The following is a 15,723-nucleotide window of genomic DNA, read 5'->3' as shown; positions in this document are numbered from 1 at the left end:
CTTAGATACGAATGTCCACAGAAGAATAAGCCGAAGCAGCAGATTCACTTGCTTTGTTTGGTACAGAGCTGCTTACGCGTCCCTGTTCTAATATTTCCTCATCGGTTGTACTGCCTTTCGGCTTAGAAACAGCCGATTTTCCTCGGTCAATCTCTTGAGATTCTTCTTTGGTCGAACCTACAGATCGGGGAAGCTGTCCCGAATCGTAACGTCCAGGTTTATGAATTTCGTCTGCCAACTCACCGAGCTTATGATTCGCTTTACCTATGTGGGACTCTAGATCCTGCACCACTTCTCTTTTTTTCTGAAAAACGGTGTGTTCTGCGTTTTCCAGCATCTGCGTTTTGCCAAGATCGCTGTGCGTGTCGTTCTCCAGCACAATCCGGTCAAACCGGGTTTCCCCCTCAATAGTATGAATAGAACTTTGCATTTTGTCCCGCAAACCAATCAGCTTTCCCATCTGATCATACGTCTGACTATGCTTGATAAGATGACTCATTGACGGCGTCTGTTGTTGCTTTTCCGGCTTGGATTGTTGTTGCTTCGTCTGATCCATCTGTTGTAACTTGTTTTTCTCTTCCATCTCTTCTGCTTTGATCTGGGCAATGCGGCTATCAATCTGTGCAATGGAACTCGTTAAGGATTTTATGCGTTCTGCCTTTGTTTTGGTATCGAGCTCATCATTGGATTTAACAACCTGGATTTGTTCATTGAATTTTACTTTCTGCTGCATCAACCCTTGAATTTCTTTATCTCGATTTGAGGTGGGGCTGGCTGGTGGTGTGAAGCTATTTTTGGTTGCAGGTGAAATTGAATTCATTTTACCTTCTCCCTCTTTAGTATGGTCATGGTCTTTTATACATATATCGGTTGATAAGGGAGAGAAATAAAGGTTCTTTCTGCTCAATAAAAATATACTTTACGTAAAGTATTGCGAACTTCATCCGTATAATTGATAATGGTTATCAATGAGTGTGAGAGAGAGAATTTTTACAGTTATTGTTTCAGGAGAAACGGGGATTGGAGAGAAATGATGAAATTAAACGAACAGATGCAATATTGGAATTATGCGGCCGTGAAGGTGCTGGATATACGCCGTATCGTCTTAAAGAAGGAAATACAACAGGGATCATATACATTGCCTGCTGCTTGTTTTGTATATTCGATTCGAGGGTCGGCCGAACTTCAATTGAACGGACATAAGTATAGATCAGAACCATTTTTTATACTTCATGGAGCCAAAGGATCATTATTGAATATACAGAACCATGAAGATTTCGAATATATTATGTTGTATTACAGAGCATTTCGAGCATTTCCAAATTATCGTAAAAGGTGGTCGCAGGGACAGGCTCTAGGTGCTCCGTTATCCTTACAATATGGATTTACACCGAGTAGTCCACTGAAATTGTTACGATATCTTGATGAGATGGAGAAAGTATGGGCGCAACAATCAAATTTGAACCTGCTTCATACGAAGAGTCTGTTTTATCAATTCATTCATGAACTGATGGTTCAGCTGGCTGCACAAGAGGGCCAAACCGAACTTGTTGATCCGGTGAAACAAACGCTTGAATACATTCATCAGCATTATAGAGAACAGGTTACACTTGATTTTTTAGCTGAACAATTCAATTTTAGCTCCCGTCATCTATCGATGCGATTTAAACGAAAGACGGGGTACAGTCCCATCGATTACTTAATTCAGACGCGAATTGGCAAGGCTCAGGATTTACTTGCTCACTCTGATGCAAAGCTCGGTGATATTGCGGCAGAGGTTGGTTATTCAGATGTGTATTATTTTAGCCGAATTTTCAAGAAACATGTGGGCATGTCTCCAAGATTGTATCAAAAGAAGAAGAAAGGATTGGGCCAAACAGAAGATCGTCCATTGCAAGTATCCGAATCGTCCATTGGCTGGGCATTGAAGTCAAGATATATTGATTATGATAATCATTATCGATATATAAACGGAGGGTCCACAATGAAAAGAAAAAATTCAAGTTCCAGTATGATCATGATTGCAATATTAAGTTTAACGATGCTGCTTACGGCCTGTTCTTCAGGTACCGCCAATACACTTTCAGCAGGAGAAGGAACGGGTGCCAGTTCCACTAGCAGTAGTTCATCAGTAACATCAGAGACGGGGAGTCAAGTTAACAAAGATAATGAAACACGCACGGTCTCAACCATAAAAGGTGATGTTATTGTTCCAGCTAATCCGAAAAGAGTTGTTGTGCTGTATCTCCAAGGTGATGTGGTTGCACTTGGAGTCAAGCCAATCGCTACATCAGATGTATACGACGGAGCTGCTTACAAGAGTGAGCTTGAAGGTGTTAATTCATTGGGTACCTGGTTCGAACCGAACCCTGAAGCGGTCATTGACCTTGATCCAGATCTGATTATTGTTCCGTCGGAAGAAACATATAACACATTGAAAAATATCGCACCTACGGTGTATATTCCCTACGAGAAAATGACAACTGAAGAACGACTTCACAGCATAGCCAGCATTTTTGGCAAAGAGAAGGAAGCTGAAGTCTTGATTGATAACCTTAACAGCAAAGTGGAAGAGAGTAAAAAAACTCTTGCAGACGCAGGTATATTGGATAAAACCATTTCCATAATTGAAGGCGGACTGAAAGGTATGGTCGTTGTGGAGAGCAAGCAATTTGGTCGGGGTTCTCAGGCAGTTTATGAGTATTTGGACATGAAAGCTCCTAAAGTAGTGCAAGACAAAATCGATGTCGTATCAGACGCCGCTGGCTCTACAATCTCGATGGAAGTTCTTCCAGAGTACATAGGTGACTATGTGTTTCGATCTGTGTACGAAGGGGCAGATAATCTAACGGATAATCCGATATGGCGTAACATTAAGGCGGTCAAAGAAGGTCGGTTGATCGAAATTGATTTTGATTTCTTTTATTATTCAGACATCTATTCCATCAATAAACAGCTCGATTTTGTTGTAGATAAACTTTTGTCTGCTCCAAGAGCACACTAAATGAAGAAGAAATCGTGCACATAAAGTTACGCAGGAGGCGAAAATGATATAGGCATTGTAATTTGAACCAATTTCCATTAGACTTAAACGATAATGAGAATCAATATCATATGAACAATTACCATAGTCGAGTGGATGGAGGTCCTGTAGAGATGAATCAAGAGTTGGAGCTTTATGATGTAACAATTATCGGAGGAGGCCCAGCGGGCATGTACTCTGCTTTTTATAGCGGTATGCGTGATATGAAAACGAAATTAATTGAGGCACGCGACAGATTGGGAGGACGAATGCTGTTTTATCCGGAAAAGATGATCTGGGATGTTGGAGGGGTAACACCGATCCTGTGCGAAGATCTGATTAAACAGCTGGAGCAGCAGGCGCGTACATTTGAACCGACACTTGTGTTTGAACAACAGATTGAAGGATTTGAACGTAAACCGGATGGTACCATTCTGCTAACTTCCGCTACAGGTGAGCAACACTGGACCCGTACTGTCATTCTGGCTATAGGATATGGGATATACAAAATGGCGAAACTGGAGCTTGAAGGGGCAGACCGCTATGAAGTATCCAATCTACATTATACGGTGCAAGAGCTCGAGCCTTTCCGCGGTAAACGAGTGTTAATCTCGGGTGGGGGAGACTCCGCTGTGGATTGGGCGAATGAACTAGAGAGCTTGGCTAAGCAGGTAACGGTGGTGCATCGACGTGATCACTTCGGAGGACTGGAACGGAACGTGTCGCGTATGAAAGAATCTTCAGTTGACGTGCGTACACCCTACTCAATTGAGAAGTTACACAGCATAAGTGGTGATATGATCGAACAGGTAACTGTTACACATATGGAAAGCGGAGAGACGGAGATGCTCGAAGTGGATGCGGTGATTGTCAATCATGGCATGAAGAGTGATTTTGGCCCCATTCGTGATTGGGGATTAGACTTGGGTGAATGGCATGTTAGTACAACCGAGAGATTGCAAACGAACATACCTGGCGTTTTTGCCGCGGGTGATTTCGTCGATTATGGAAGCAAGTTGTATCTGATCGCGGGTACATTTACAGATGCAGCTCTGGCCGTTAACAGTGCGAAGCTGTATATGGATCCGGAAGCCGAGAAAGTAGCGTATGTCTCTTCTCATAACAGTCGCTTCAAAGAAAAAAACAAAGCACTTGGTGTTGTGGAGTAGTTAATATTACGTTTAAACAAGATCGGAACTCAAAATAACTTCGGGTATTTCCCGGGGTTATTTTTTTTTGCTTCATATGTGGTATGAAGTAGAGAGAATTGCACAAGATAGAACAGAATTTGAACAGGTTTCGAATTGAAGATCAGCACTAAACCGTCTATAATCAAAATCTACAACAGCTTTGCGCGAATCATAACATATTCCCACATCACGCATGCTAGCCTAGAAACTCAAAACCGGATTACAATTCGACAAGGGTGGAGTGCAACATATGAAAAAAAGTTCATCATCCGGACAACAAAATACTACTTTCATTCAGCGATTGCTTCATCGGGTGAATATGAAACGAGTGAAATGGTCCGAGGTTTATCTTGCTACAGCCGGAGCCCTGCATCGTTTATTGGTCGAGGGCCGCCGTAAACGTGCTGCTGTAAAAAGGCAACAGCAGGACATGCCTCTTAGTGAATTAAAATCGTTGAAGCTTGAGCCAGGGGACATCGTCTATACGCCAAGCTCGGAATCAACCTATTATGCCGGGCATATGGGCATTATTGGTCTGGACGGAAAGGTGTATCATGTGCACCCTTACGGGCCGGTTTTTGCCGATACACTGGACTGGTATCTCACTCGCTTTTATGAAGGAGATCGCTTCATTGTGTTCCGTTCCAAGCTCCGTCAGGTGGGTACTCGGGCAGCAGAATGGGTTCAAGAGCATTATGAGCAGGTGAAGTTCTACCGCTTGCAAACGAACCTTCTAAGTATCGAGCGAAATTATTGTTCCAAATTCATATATCAGGCATATAAGTTTACATCCGGACTGGATCTGTGGGGACGAAAGTTCGCTAAACTGAAACAGGGATTCATCTATCCTTTTCGGATTGAACGTTCATCCGATCTGGACGTACTGGGCACATATTATAAATGAAATGATGAATGAAAAAACCGATTAGTCAGCTGTTTCTCGAGTGCAGAGAAGACAGGTGTCTGCGGTTTTTTTTAATATGTACTGAGATTAAAACAGGAAAAACACTCGAAACGTCGAATAAAATATGAGATCGGCACGCACAACTTGGAATCGTATACATAACAGGTGGCGCGATTTTGCAGGCCAAGGAAAAACGACGATAGGGCAAGCGCATAAGAAAGAGTGAGCGAATATGAATTGGCTGGGCTTTTTACGAAGATTTCGGCGGCAGCAAAACGTAGTGAAGCTATCGGACTACACTCCAAAAAAGGAAAGGAGGAACTACTGTTCCATTTGCAGGAAACCTGTGAAAAGGGTTGTGTATTACGCCGCTCCACAGGGAAATGTTACAGGTGTATGCAGTTCTTGTAAGACATTAGCAGATGAGAGAGGTATGTATCCCATTTAATAAGAAGAAATGCGCTCAGGAAACAATATTTTTTTGATTTATGCGCGTTTTTGTAGTACATTAGCAAATGTATTCGAAGGAGGATTCTAATGTACTCAGGAAGACAAGACGATACTTTATACATCATGACCTACACCTTAAATAGCGGTATCAAGGGTACGGTTCCACTGTCTAATAAGCAGATTGTTGAATGGCTCGATTGTTATAGAAATGAGAGACGCTTCGTGACGGAGATCGGCAAAGAGTTTTTTGGATTAAATGCAGGTTTGGTCGCAGACTTTAAGGTTCAAAATCATCTATCCGATTATCAGCAGACGATCATGCCAACGCAACAGCAGGATAACCTGGAACGTCTGTCCAGTGCTTATAAATCCACCGAGCTATTAATGAAGATTGATTGTAAATGCGGTACGGCCTATGTCACGGAATCTCCTTATAAGCGGACCAAATGGTATTGCACAAAATGTAAAGAGATTGTATTCCTGGATGCCAAAAAAGGAATGGTAGAAACGTCACGTGGCGACGCATATTACATGACCAACAAATATTTTGTTTCCCGTGATTAGCGGGAAGTGATTTGGAGAGCATCGCATACAGCGGTGCTTTTTTGTGCCTGTCCCTTTGCTGGTAATAAAAAAAAGCCCAATTGGGCTTCGGTGTTTATTGTGTCTTAGGACGGGCATTCCACTTTGTGAGGAGGAATAAAGCAGCAGCGACAGCGGGGCTCATAAGCCTCCGAATCGCCAATCATGACAACTGGACCCAAAGTGACGGGTTCTCCGTTGACAATGCGCTGTGTAAAGGCAGCATCCGGGCTGCCACATACTGCGCAGAATGCAGAAAGTTTCTCAATATCATCAGCCATGGCAAGCAGGCCGCCGATATATCCGAATTCTTTTCCGCGATAATCCATGTTCAGTCCGTCCACAATCACATGTTTGCCACAGTAGGCCAGTTCGGAAACGAGTTCCATGATCGCACTGCTGAAAAACTGAACTTCATCAAAGGCAACAACATCAGCATCTATGGTTTGATTCAGAATAGTCTCTACAGATTCCGGCGTTAATTGCCGGGGAATGGAATGGGCGGGAAGTCTGTAGCCGATCCGGCTTACAATCTCGTCCTGAGCAAAACGATCATCTTCGGCTGGTTTGTAGGCAACGACCTTTTTACGGCCAAATTGAATAAGTTTCTGACAACGGCGAATAAGTTCACCAGATTTTTCACTAAACATGGGTCCAGTAATTACGGTAATACGTCCAGTTTGCACGGTGCTGCTACCCCTCTCGCATACGGAATTCAAAAAAAGCGACCATTACAGATTACCACATCTTCTTTGGAAAGAGCCAGAACTAATATGAATCGGTTTGTGTTACTATATGGATGGTTACGATGTTGGTTCCGAAAGCCGGAGCCACTGGATTCATCTGAAAAGAGGTGTTACCCATGAACGAAGCATTAACTTTACTGAAGCAGCGTTATGAGGAGCTGAATAAACAAGGCAAGCTGGATGAAGCTGCGCAGGCATTATTTACAGAACTACTGACAGAAGCAGAACGGTTGCAGGCCAGTAATCTGGCGCTACGCAGAACGATTCTGAAGTCCTCTTCGAAAGAGTCACGCATGTCGACTAAACTTCGAGATGCCTTGTATGAATGAAACTAACAATTGAAAGTGATAACTACTCGACATCTTCTTCTGTCTTCATTCTGCGGGGGAATAGAATGCCAGCTGTTATTCTGGCAATCATGGCAAAGGTAAGGCCAATACCTGCAAACATGTAAATTACGGTAAACGCCTTGCCAAATCCGGTCGAAGGCTCGAAATGGGGATGTCCTACCGTCGTTAGAGTAACTGCACAGAAATACAGGGCGTCAATCCAGTGGAGACCTTCCACACGTGTATAAAACAGCGTACCCGAGAGTAAGGTAGCAGCTGTCAAAACGAATAAAGCCAAAAATTTCGGGTCCTTGAATGCATGGAAAATGCCTTTAAGCAGACGCTTTAATGTCAGTAAAAAGGATACCATATGAATCCATCCTGTCTGTATGAAGTGTGTGGAAAAAACAAAAAAGCCCGGAATTATGAACTGCTTCCGGGTGTTTCAACCTGTTCGGACTGTTTTTTGGAGCGAAAACGTGGTCCTACATAATTACGCTTGCGGTCACGGAACAGAATCCAGCCCCCCAGAAAACTCATACCTGCGGCAAAAAGTACAAGTCCGCCCAGGAAGGAGAGCCACTGAAAGCCGGGGGCGATCATGTCGTTTCCATGTTCGGCGTAATATAGAAACAGGGCATCTTTCATCATAAGAAAACCCTTCATGGCCATTAAGCCGGGGATAACGAGTACAATTATCGCGAGGAATCTCGCAAAGACTATTTTTGTATTCATGAGCATTATACCCTTTCTGCCAAAGTAGACATAAAATAAAGGTTACGCTTACAGGGAATCCCTGCTTATATCATAGCTTGGAATGTACAGACTGTCCATGCGAGAATGGTCAAACTTTGAGTTGACCGCTCAAGGAGAGTACAATGGCATATAGAGGGTAGGAAGTAAATTAGGTACCATCGGTCATTTTATTATTATTTATATTCAAAAAATGAGTATATAGAGGAGAATATAGAGATGCCAATACCATGTGATGTTGCTGTACTAGGTGGAGGAACGGGTGGATATGTTGCGGCGATCCGTGCTGCCCAGCTAGGCAAAAAGGTCGTTATTATTGAAAAGGACAAGCTCGGTGGAACTTGCCTGCATCGTGGCTGTATTCCAAGCAAGGCGCTATTGAAAAGTGCCGAGATGTATGCTGAAATTCAGGATAGCGAGAGCTACGGCATCGAGACAACAGGAGCAACGCTTGTGTTCCCGAAGGTTCAGGCGCGTAAAGATGCGATTGTGGAGCAACTTCATCAGGGCGTTCAATATTTGATGAAAAAAAATAAAATTGAAGTTGTGCACGCCAAAGGACGTGTGATTGGGCCATCGATCTTCTCACCACAGAGCGGAGCTGTAGCGGTGGAGTTTGAGGACGGCGAGATGGACACAGTCGTTCCAACGAACCTCATTATTGCTACGGGCTCGCGTCCGCGTGTACTGCCGGGTCTTGAACCGGATGGAAGATATATCATGAGCAGTGATGAAGCGCTTCGCATGGACGAGCTGCCAGCTTCAATCCTCATTGTAGGCGGTGGTGTCATCGGTCTGGAATGGGCCTCTATGCTGAATGATTTTGGCGTGAGTGTGACGGTGATTGAGACAGCGGCTCATGTGCTTCCTGCGGAAGATGAAGATATAGCGAAAGAAATGCAGCGTTTACTAGGCAAACGGGGCGTACGTTTCTTGACTGGTGCTAAACTGATGACGGATAGCTACCGCGCCGAAGATCAGAACGTGAACATTGATGTGCAACTTGCGGGAGATAAGGTAGAAACGCTGACGGCTGAGAAAATGCTCGTGTCTGTTGGGCGTCAAGCTAACGTTGAAAATATCGGACTTGAGAACACGGATATCAAAGTAGAACGCGGTTTTATTGCCGTTAACCCATATTTGCAGACTGGAGAAGGCCATATCTATGCGATTGGTGACTGCATCGGCGGGTTACAGCTGGCCCATGCCGCAAGTCACGAAGGCATACTCGCAGTCAATCATCTTGCTGGTGAGAGCGTGCATCCGGTTGAAGCACATCGCATTCCGCGCTGCGTGTATACACGCCCAGAAGCTGCCAGCATTGGCTTCACTGAGAAGGAAGCTAAAGAACGCGGACACGAGATCAAAACCGGCAAGTTCCCATTCCAGGCGATCGGCAAGTCCTTGATTCACGGAAGTCGCGATGGATTCGTGAAGGTCATTGCAGATGCCCAAACGAATGATATTCTGGGGGTACATATGATAGGCACCCATGTTACGGAACTGATTGCAGAAGCTTCATTGGCACAGATGCTGGATGCAACGCCATGGGAAGTCGGACAGACCATACATCCGCATCCTTCATTGTCAGAAATCATGGGCGAAGCGATGTTAGCCGTGGACGGGAAAGCGATTGGAATGTAAGTCAGACACCCCCTAGTGAGAAAGGTACTTTCCTTTTTTGGGCAAAAGGGATTATAATAAGGTTAAGCCAAGTCTTAGTACCAGGTTATAAGAGCGGGTAGTAGGACTTGCAAAAGGCTTTGATTAAAAGGAGGTACCTCATATGAGTTCACAAGGTACTGCAGATGCGGTTCATCGACATCAACAACTGGGACTTACCGATGGAGAAGTTTTAGATATGTACAAATACATGCTGCTTGCACGCAAGTTTGATGAACGTTGCTTGCTCTTGCAGCGGGCTGGCAAAATTAACTTTCACGTATCCGGTGTAGGCCAAGAGGCAGCGCAAGTCGGAGCGGCTTTTGGTTTGGATCGTAATCACGATTACTATTTGCCTTACTATCGCGATTATGGTTTTGTTCTTGCCGTAGGCATGACGCCGCGTGAATTGATGTTGTCTGCCTTTGCGAAGGCGGAAGATCCAAACAGTGGCGGCCGGCAAATGCCAGGTCACTTTGGTCACAAGAAACTGCGTATCGTTACTGGGTCCAGTCCAGTGACTACGCAGGTTCCTCATGCGGTTGGCTTTGCTCTTGCTGCCAAAATGCAGAAGAAAGAGTTTGTTTCTTTTGTTACATTTGGGGAAGGTTCAAGCAATCAGGGGGATTTCCACGAAGGCGCAAACTTTGCGGGGGTGCATAAGCTTCCTGTGATCATTATGTGTGAGAACAATCAATATGCAATCTCGGTTCCAATTCACAAACAGCTTAGCGGCAAAATCTCTGATCGTGCACTGGGGTATGGTTTCCCGGGACTTCGTGTAGATGGCAATGATGCACTCGAAGTATACGCGGCTGTGAAGGAAGCGCGCCAGCGTGCTATCGCCGGTGAAGGTCCGACACTGATTGAAGCGATGATGTATCGTTTGTCTCCACACTCGACTTCGGATAATGATTTGGCCTACCGAACCAAGGAAGAAGTTGAGGAGAACTGGAAGAAAGACGGCGTACTTCGGATGAAAAATTATTTGATTGAATGCGGCATCTGGGATGAAGCCCGGGATGCGGATCTGGCTTCCCAGCTTGCGCTCGAAATGAAAGAAGCAACTGAATATGCAGACAATGCGCCATATCCTAAACCTGAGGACACGCTGACGCATGTCTATGCAGACAGCGAAGAAGGGGGACGGTAATCATGGCTATGATGGAATATATTGATGCAATCCGTCTCGCAATGAAAGAAGAGATGGAACGGGACGAGAATGTTTTTGTTCTTGGCGAGGATGTCGGTGTAAAAGGTGGCGTGTTCACCACAACCAAAGGGTTGCAGGATCAATTCGGCGAGATGCGTGTCATGGATACGCCATTGTCTGAATCTGCGATTGCCGGTGTGGCGATCGGTGCGGCAATGTACGGCATGAAGCCGATTGCGGAAATGCAATATTCGGACTTTATGCTGCCAGCAACAAATCAGATTATTAGTGAGGCGGCCAAAATCCGTTATCGGTCTAACAATGATTGGAGCTGTCCAATCGTAATTCGAGCGCCAATCGGCGGCGGGATCTTCGGCGGCTTGTACCACTCTCAATGTCCGGAATCCATTTTCTTTGGAACGCCGGGACTCAAAATCATCGCTCCTTACTCGGCGTATGACGCCAAAGGATTGCTTAAAGCGGCAGTCCGTGACCCTGACCCGGTACTCTTTTTCGAAAATAAAAAATGTTACAAGTTGATCAAGGAAGATGTGCCTGAGGATGATTACATCGTTCCAATCGGTAAGGCCAATGTCCTTCGTGAAGGTGCTGATATTACGGTCATCGGATACAGTCAGCCACTGCATTTTGTCATGCAGGCCGCAGAGGAATTGGAACGGGAAGAGGGCATTACGGCACACGTACTGGACCTGCGTACACTGCAACCGCTCGACCGTGAAGCCATTATCGCTTCCGCCCGGTTGACAGGCAAGGTGCTGATCGTACACGAAGATAACAAAACAGGTGGTGTAGGCGCAGAAGTTGCGGCAATCATCAGTGAGGAATGTTTGTTTGATCTGGATGCGCCTATTCAGCGTTTGTGTGGTCCAGATGTACCAGCTATGCCAATCAGTCCTACGTTGGAGAAATTTTATATGCTGAGCAAGGATAAAGCCAAAACAGCCATGCGCGAACTTGCAGCGTATTGATCAATAAAGATAGAACAAAGTTTGGAGTGATAAATCAATGGCTGAACGTATGAAATGGATCGAGGTCATTATGCCGCAGCTCGCAGAATCCCTGGTCTCGGCTACCATAGGCAAATGGTTGAAAAAACCGGGTGACCGTGTGGAACAGTACGAGCCGATCTGTGAAGTCATTACGGATAAAGTGAATGCCGAGATACCGTCTACGGTGGATGGCATTATGGGTGATCTATTGGTGGAAGAAGGAACGACCATTGCGGTAGGTGAGGCCATCTGCCGTATGCAAGTCGTTGCTACTGATGAAGATACGGCGGAACAAGTTACACCTGTTGCGGGCGAGCAACAACCATCGCAGCAAGCTCAGGTTCAGCGTAATGCAGGTCAATCTCCTGCTACGGGCACAAACGCAGCTGCGTTTGATCCGAATCAGCCGATGCGCCATCGTTATTCTCCTGCGGTGCAATCCCTGGCAGCAGAGCATGGGTTGAATCTGCAACATGTTCAGGGAACAGGCGCCGGCGGCCGGATTACACGTAAAGACGTGCTTTCTTATGTTGCACAGGGCGGACAGGCAAACACAGTACAAGCACCCGTTCAAACATCTAACATTGCTGCACAGGCTTCATCGTCTTCCCCGTTTAGCGGAATCAGAGATGCTGGTGCAACTACGTCATCAATAGCTGCGAACGGCGTAGCAGGACAGACACTTCCTGCATCCGATGCGGGCGTTCCTGTGCGTCATTCGGGAATCCATCTGACCGAAAGTCCGAAAATTCCACAGATTGAAGTGGAAGGCGGCGGACAAGGAAGATCAGAATATTTTATCGATGTTACCCCAGTGCGTAATGCCATAGCGCGTAATATGCGTCAAAGTGTATCTGAAATTCCTCATGCGTGGACAATGATTGAGGTGGATGTAACCAACCTCGTCATGTTGCGCAACAAATTGAAGGATGAGTTCAAACGGAAAGAGGGCATTAACCTGACCTATCTTTCATTCATGATGAAGGGAGTCGTCAATGCGATTAAAGATTACCCGATCATGAACTCGGTATGGGCAGTTGATAAAATTATTGTCAAGCGGGATATTAACCTGTCCATGGCTGTAGGTACAGAGGATTCGGTGCTTACACCTGTCATCAAACAGGCAGATCAGCGCAATATCGCAGGTCTTGCTCGTGAGATTGATGACCTGGCTCGTAAAACCCGTGAAGGCACGCTGAAGCTGGATCACATGCAGGGTGGTACATTTACGGTGAACAATACAGGTTCATTCGGTTCGATCCTGTCCCAGCCGATTATCAATTACCCACAGGCGGCTATCCTTACGTTTGAGTCCATAGTGAAAAAACCGGTTGTCATTAACGATATGATCGCGGTGCGGTCCATGGCTAACCTGTGTCTTTCCCTGGATCATCGGATTCTGGATGGCGTCATCTGTGGCCGCTTCTTGCAACGTGTCAAGGAAAATCTGGAAGGGTACAATATGGAAACGAAAGTGTATTAAGTTTATGATATAAAATGACGGGAAAGTGTATGTGCCTCGGGCCGTGCACTTTTCTGGCTGTCTAGAGACAGACATATTTTCATATATTAAACCATGGGCAGAAGGATGTGGGAAAGTATGGGCAAACCGCTGAATGTGGCATACATACCTATGCTTGATTATGAAGCGGCATGGAATCTTCAGAAATCAATTGTGCAACAATTGGACGAAGGTGAAGGTCCTGAACAGATGTTGCTTTTACAGCATCCACCAACCTATACGATTGGATCACAGAATCATCCGGAGCATCTGCTTTGGAGTGAGGAAGAGTTGAAAGCTCAAGGGATATCCTTGTTTCAAATTGATCGCGGCGGTGATATTACTTATCATGGGCCGGGTCAATTGGTAGGTTACCCTTTGTTAGTGCTTGGTCGGGATGAGGAATTGGATTTGCATGGTTACTTGCGTAAGCTGGAGCAGGTGATGATCGATTATCTCGCTGACCAGGACGTTGTATCCGGCCGTAAAGAGGGATATACAGGCGTATGGATCGGTGACCTGAAGATTGCTGCCATCGGCATCAAGTTTAACCGGTGCAAGCATCGACGTGGATTTGTGACGAGTCACGGGTTTGCTTTTAACATTACCTCAGGTATTCAACATGCCGGGTTTCAGGGCATTATTCCATGCGGAATTGAACAGTATGGTGTGACTTCTTTGGAGGATATCACGGGGAAGTCATACACGATTGAGCAGGTAGCCCGGGATATTGTGCCTTATTTTCAGCGTATATTCCCATATGACCTGATATGGAGTACAGAAGAAGAAGCCCTCCAGCGTCTGTAGACAGCGCGTTAGAAGAGCTTCAGATCGTAGTGACTATCCAAACAGCAACGGTTCCAGCGCAATGAAAAGAGTGGAGCCAACCATGGCTGCCAGCATGAGATAGATCACAATTTTGAACCATTTCTTATTTTGCATGAAGAGAGAACTCCTTTCAGAACTTTTGAACAAGCCATAGTACCTGTATTGTACCGTATCTACGATAGGGAGGAAAGTCTAATGATTAATGAACAGCGTGTGATTCAGCAATTTATGGATCTAGTGCAGATTGATAGCGAAACAAAAAATGAACAGAACATATCCAAGGTGTTAAAAGAACAATTCGCAAATCTTGGCCTTAACGTCTATGAGGACAATACGATGAACCAGACAGGGCATGGTGCGGGAAATCTGGTTGTTACACTGGAAGCTGCAGGTGTGGAAGGTGTAGAGCCGATGCTCTTCACATGTCACATGGACACCGTAACCCCCGGACAGGGAATCAAACCGGAGCTTGGCGAGGACGGATGGATTCGCAGTGATGGCACAACAATTCTGGGAGCGGATGACAAGGCGGGCATTGCGGCTCTGTTTGAAGCTATTCGTGTCATTCAGGAGAACAACATTCCGCATGGCAAAATTCAGTTTGTGATTACGGTCGGGGAAGAGTCCGGTCTTGTCGGTGCACGAGCAATGAATCCGAAAGATATCGATGCTGCCTTTGGTTATGCGCTGGATTCTAACGGAGCGGTGGGTACGATCTGCGTGGCTGCTCCAGCAAGAGCGGAGATTGAGATGAAAATCTATGGCAAGTCGGCACATGCCGGTGTGAATCCGGAAGATGGAATCAGTGCCATTCAGGTTGCAGCCAAAGCGATTGCAGCGATGAAGCTTGGACGCATTGACGACGAAACGACAGCGAATATTGGCAAATTCCAAGGCGGCTCTGCATTGAACGTCGTATGTGATTTTGTTCAGATCGATGCGGAGGCCCGCAGTATTGTGCAGGAGAAAATTGAACAGCAAATTGCCCAAATGCGTGAAGCTTTGGAGACGACATGTCGCAAATATGGTGCAACCGCAGAGTTCCGCAGTGAGATTAAATATCCTGCATTCGGATTCCATGACGACCATGAGGTAGTGCAACTTGCCCAGCGGGCGATTCAAAGCCTGGGTTTGGAAACAAGCACGTTTGCTTCTGGTGGCGGCAGTGATGCGAACATTTTTAACGGCTTCGGCATTCCAACGGTGAATCTGGCTGTGGGGTATGAAGATATTCACACGACCAAAGAACGCATTCGCGCTGCAGACATTGTGAAACTTTCCCAAGTCGTTATCGCGATTGTGCAGGAAACGGCAAAAGGAAAGTAAGCGATCGAAATAAAAGATACTCTATGGGATGATAGAACCGTAGCGTTCTCTGATTCGGTGCAGACCGGGTTCGGACTTTTTGAACAATGTTAAACCTTCTAGCCTTTGCGTCCGGCTAGCATGTCGACTAGTTTGGTTTCGGAGCCCCATTCACGCATCCACTGTCTAAGGATAAGCTGTACTTGTCTGGCTTGTCCGACCACATGTGCCGATTGCGGTGTGAGATAACTTTTCATTTGGTGAGTCCCCCTTGGTTCTCGATGTACG

Annotated in this window: 17 protein-coding genes; 11 read left to right on the top strand and 6 right to left on the bottom strand. The window is 45.7% G+C overall.

Annotation, left to right across the window (positions count from 1 at the left end; translation table 11 throughout):
• Position 1: 1 nt before the first annotated feature.
• Positions 2-820 (bottom strand): hypothetical protein, encoded by an 819-nt coding sequence (locus EC604_RS00280; protein WP_123062243.1) that lies wholly within the window; start codon positions 818-820, stop codon positions 2-4.
• Positions 821-1,033: 213 nt separating this feature from the next.
• On the opposite strand from EC604_RS00280, the gene EC604_RS00275 reads away from it, so the two are divergent.
• From EC604_RS00275 to EC604_RS00260, 4 genes are all read left to right on the top strand, one after another.
• Complete coding sequence (locus EC604_RS00275) at positions 1,034-3,004, top strand: AraC family transcriptional regulator (RefSeq protein ID WP_123062242.1); 1,971 nt, start codon at positions 1,034-1,036, stop codon at positions 3,002-3,004.
• A gap of 152 nt (positions 3,005-3,156) precedes the next feature.
• Positions 3,157-4,191 (top strand): NAD(P)/FAD-dependent oxidoreductase, encoded by a 1,035-nt coding sequence (locus EC604_RS00270; protein WP_123062241.1) that lies wholly within the window; start codon positions 3,157-3,159, stop codon positions 4,189-4,191.
• Positions 4,192-4,462: 271 nt separating this feature from the next.
• The gene (locus EC604_RS00265) at positions 4,463-5,116 is read left to right on the top strand and encodes a hypothetical protein (RefSeq protein WP_123062240.1); all 654 of its coding nucleotides are present in this window, start codon (positions 4,463-4,465) and stop codon (positions 5,114-5,116) included.
• Positions 5,117-5,653: 537 nt separating this feature from the next.
• Entirely contained in the window at positions 5,654-6,130 is a 477-nt protein-coding gene (locus EC604_RS00260) for a hypothetical protein (RefSeq protein ID WP_090922478.1), read from the top strand.
• Between the two features lie 104 nt (positions 6,131-6,234).
• Here the strand turns inward: EC604_RS00260 and EC604_RS00255 are convergent, their stop codons facing one another.
• Positions 6,235-6,834, bottom strand: a complete 600-nt coding sequence (locus tag EC604_RS00255; protein ID WP_090922476.1) for a thymidine kinase — start codon at positions 6,832-6,834, stop codon at positions 6,235-6,237.
• A gap of 176 nt (positions 6,835-7,010) precedes the next feature.
• Here EC604_RS00255 and EC604_RS00250 point away from each other — a divergent pair, with 176 nt between their 5' ends.
• Positions 7,011-7,223, top strand: coding sequence for a hypothetical protein (locus tag EC604_RS00250; RefSeq protein WP_123062239.1), 213 nt, complete (start codon positions 7,011-7,013; stop codon positions 7,221-7,223).
• Positions 7,224-7,245: 22 nt separating this feature from the next.
• Here EC604_RS00250 and EC604_RS00245 read toward each other — a convergent pair whose 3' ends face one another.
• Both EC604_RS00245 and EC604_RS00240 read right to left on the bottom strand, forming a co-directional pair.
• Positions 7,246-7,593, bottom strand: a complete 348-nt coding sequence (locus tag EC604_RS00245) for a potassium channel family protein (protein ID WP_123062238.1) — start codon at positions 7,591-7,593, stop codon at positions 7,246-7,248.
• A 53-nt stretch (positions 7,594-7,646) separates the two neighbouring features.
• Positions 7,647-7,964: a DUF2627 domain-containing protein gene (locus tag EC604_RS00240; protein ID WP_123062237.1), complete on the bottom strand. Its 318-nt coding sequence runs from the start codon at positions 7,962-7,964 to the stop codon at positions 7,647-7,649.
• A 231-nt stretch (positions 7,965-8,195) separates the two neighbouring features.
• Here EC604_RS00240 and lpdA point away from each other — a divergent pair, with 231 nt between their 5' ends.
• The 5 genes from lpdA (at position 8,196) to lipB (ending at position 14,109) form a co-directional block, all read left to right on the top strand.
• Positions 8,196-9,620 carry a dihydrolipoyl dehydrogenase gene (gene lpdA, locus EC604_RS00235; RefSeq protein WP_123062236.1) on the top strand — a complete coding sequence of 475 codons (1,425 nt, stop codon included), beginning with the start codon at positions 8,196-8,198 and terminating at the stop codon, positions 9,618-9,620.
• 142 nt (positions 9,621-9,762) lie between these two features.
• Entirely contained in the window at positions 9,763-10,791 is a 1,029-nt protein-coding gene (locus tag EC604_RS00230) for a thiamine pyrophosphate-dependent dehydrogenase E1 component subunit alpha (RefSeq protein ID WP_123062235.1), read from the top strand.
• 2 nt (positions 10,792-10,793) lie between these two features.
• Positions 10,794-11,780: an alpha-ketoacid dehydrogenase subunit beta gene (locus tag EC604_RS00225; RefSeq protein ID WP_123062234.1), complete on the top strand. Its 987-nt coding sequence runs from the start codon at positions 10,794-10,796 to the stop codon at positions 11,778-11,780.
• A 37-nt stretch (positions 11,781-11,817) separates the two neighbouring features.
• On the top strand, positions 11,818-13,284 hold the full coding sequence (locus EC604_RS00220; RefSeq protein ID WP_123062233.1) for a dihydrolipoamide acetyltransferase family protein: 1,467 nt from the start codon (positions 11,818-11,820) through the stop codon (positions 13,282-13,284).
• Positions 13,285-13,401: 117 nt separating this feature from the next.
• Positions 13,402-14,109, top strand: a complete 708-nt coding sequence (lipB, locus tag EC604_RS00215; protein ID WP_123062232.1) for a lipoyl(octanoyl) transferase LipB — start codon at positions 13,402-13,404, stop codon at positions 14,107-14,109.
• Positions 14,110-14,142: 33 nt separating this feature from the next.
• Here the strand turns inward: lipB and prli42 are convergent, their stop codons facing one another.
• Positions 14,143-14,244: a stressosome-associated protein Prli42 gene (gene prli42, locus EC604_RS00210; protein ID WP_090922458.1), complete on the bottom strand. Its 102-nt coding sequence runs from the start codon at positions 14,242-14,244 to the stop codon at positions 14,143-14,145.
• A gap of 81 nt (positions 14,245-14,325) precedes the next feature.
• On the opposite strand from prli42, the gene EC604_RS00205 reads away from it, so the two are divergent.
• Positions 14,326-15,456: a M20/M25/M40 family metallo-hydrolase gene (locus tag EC604_RS00205; protein ID WP_123062231.1), complete on the top strand. Its 1,131-nt coding sequence runs from the start codon at positions 14,326-14,328 to the stop codon at positions 15,454-15,456.
• Positions 15,457-15,554: 98 nt separating this feature from the next.
• Here the strand turns inward: EC604_RS00205 and EC604_RS00200 are convergent, their stop codons facing one another.
• Positions 15,555-15,692, bottom strand: a complete 138-nt coding sequence (locus tag EC604_RS00200; protein ID WP_123062230.1) for a Z-ring formation inhibitor MciZ — start codon at positions 15,690-15,692, stop codon at positions 15,555-15,557.
• Positions 15,693-15,723 lie beyond the last annotated feature (31 nt).

It is taken from the genome of Paenibacillus amylolyticus, from assembly GCF_003719335.1.
GTDB classification, from domain to species: domain Bacteria; phylum Bacillota; class Bacilli; order Paenibacillales; family Paenibacillaceae; genus Paenibacillus; species Paenibacillus amylolyticus_D.
Note: the sequence above shows the minus strand (reverse complement) of the source record. Positions and strands in the feature narration are given on the sequence as shown.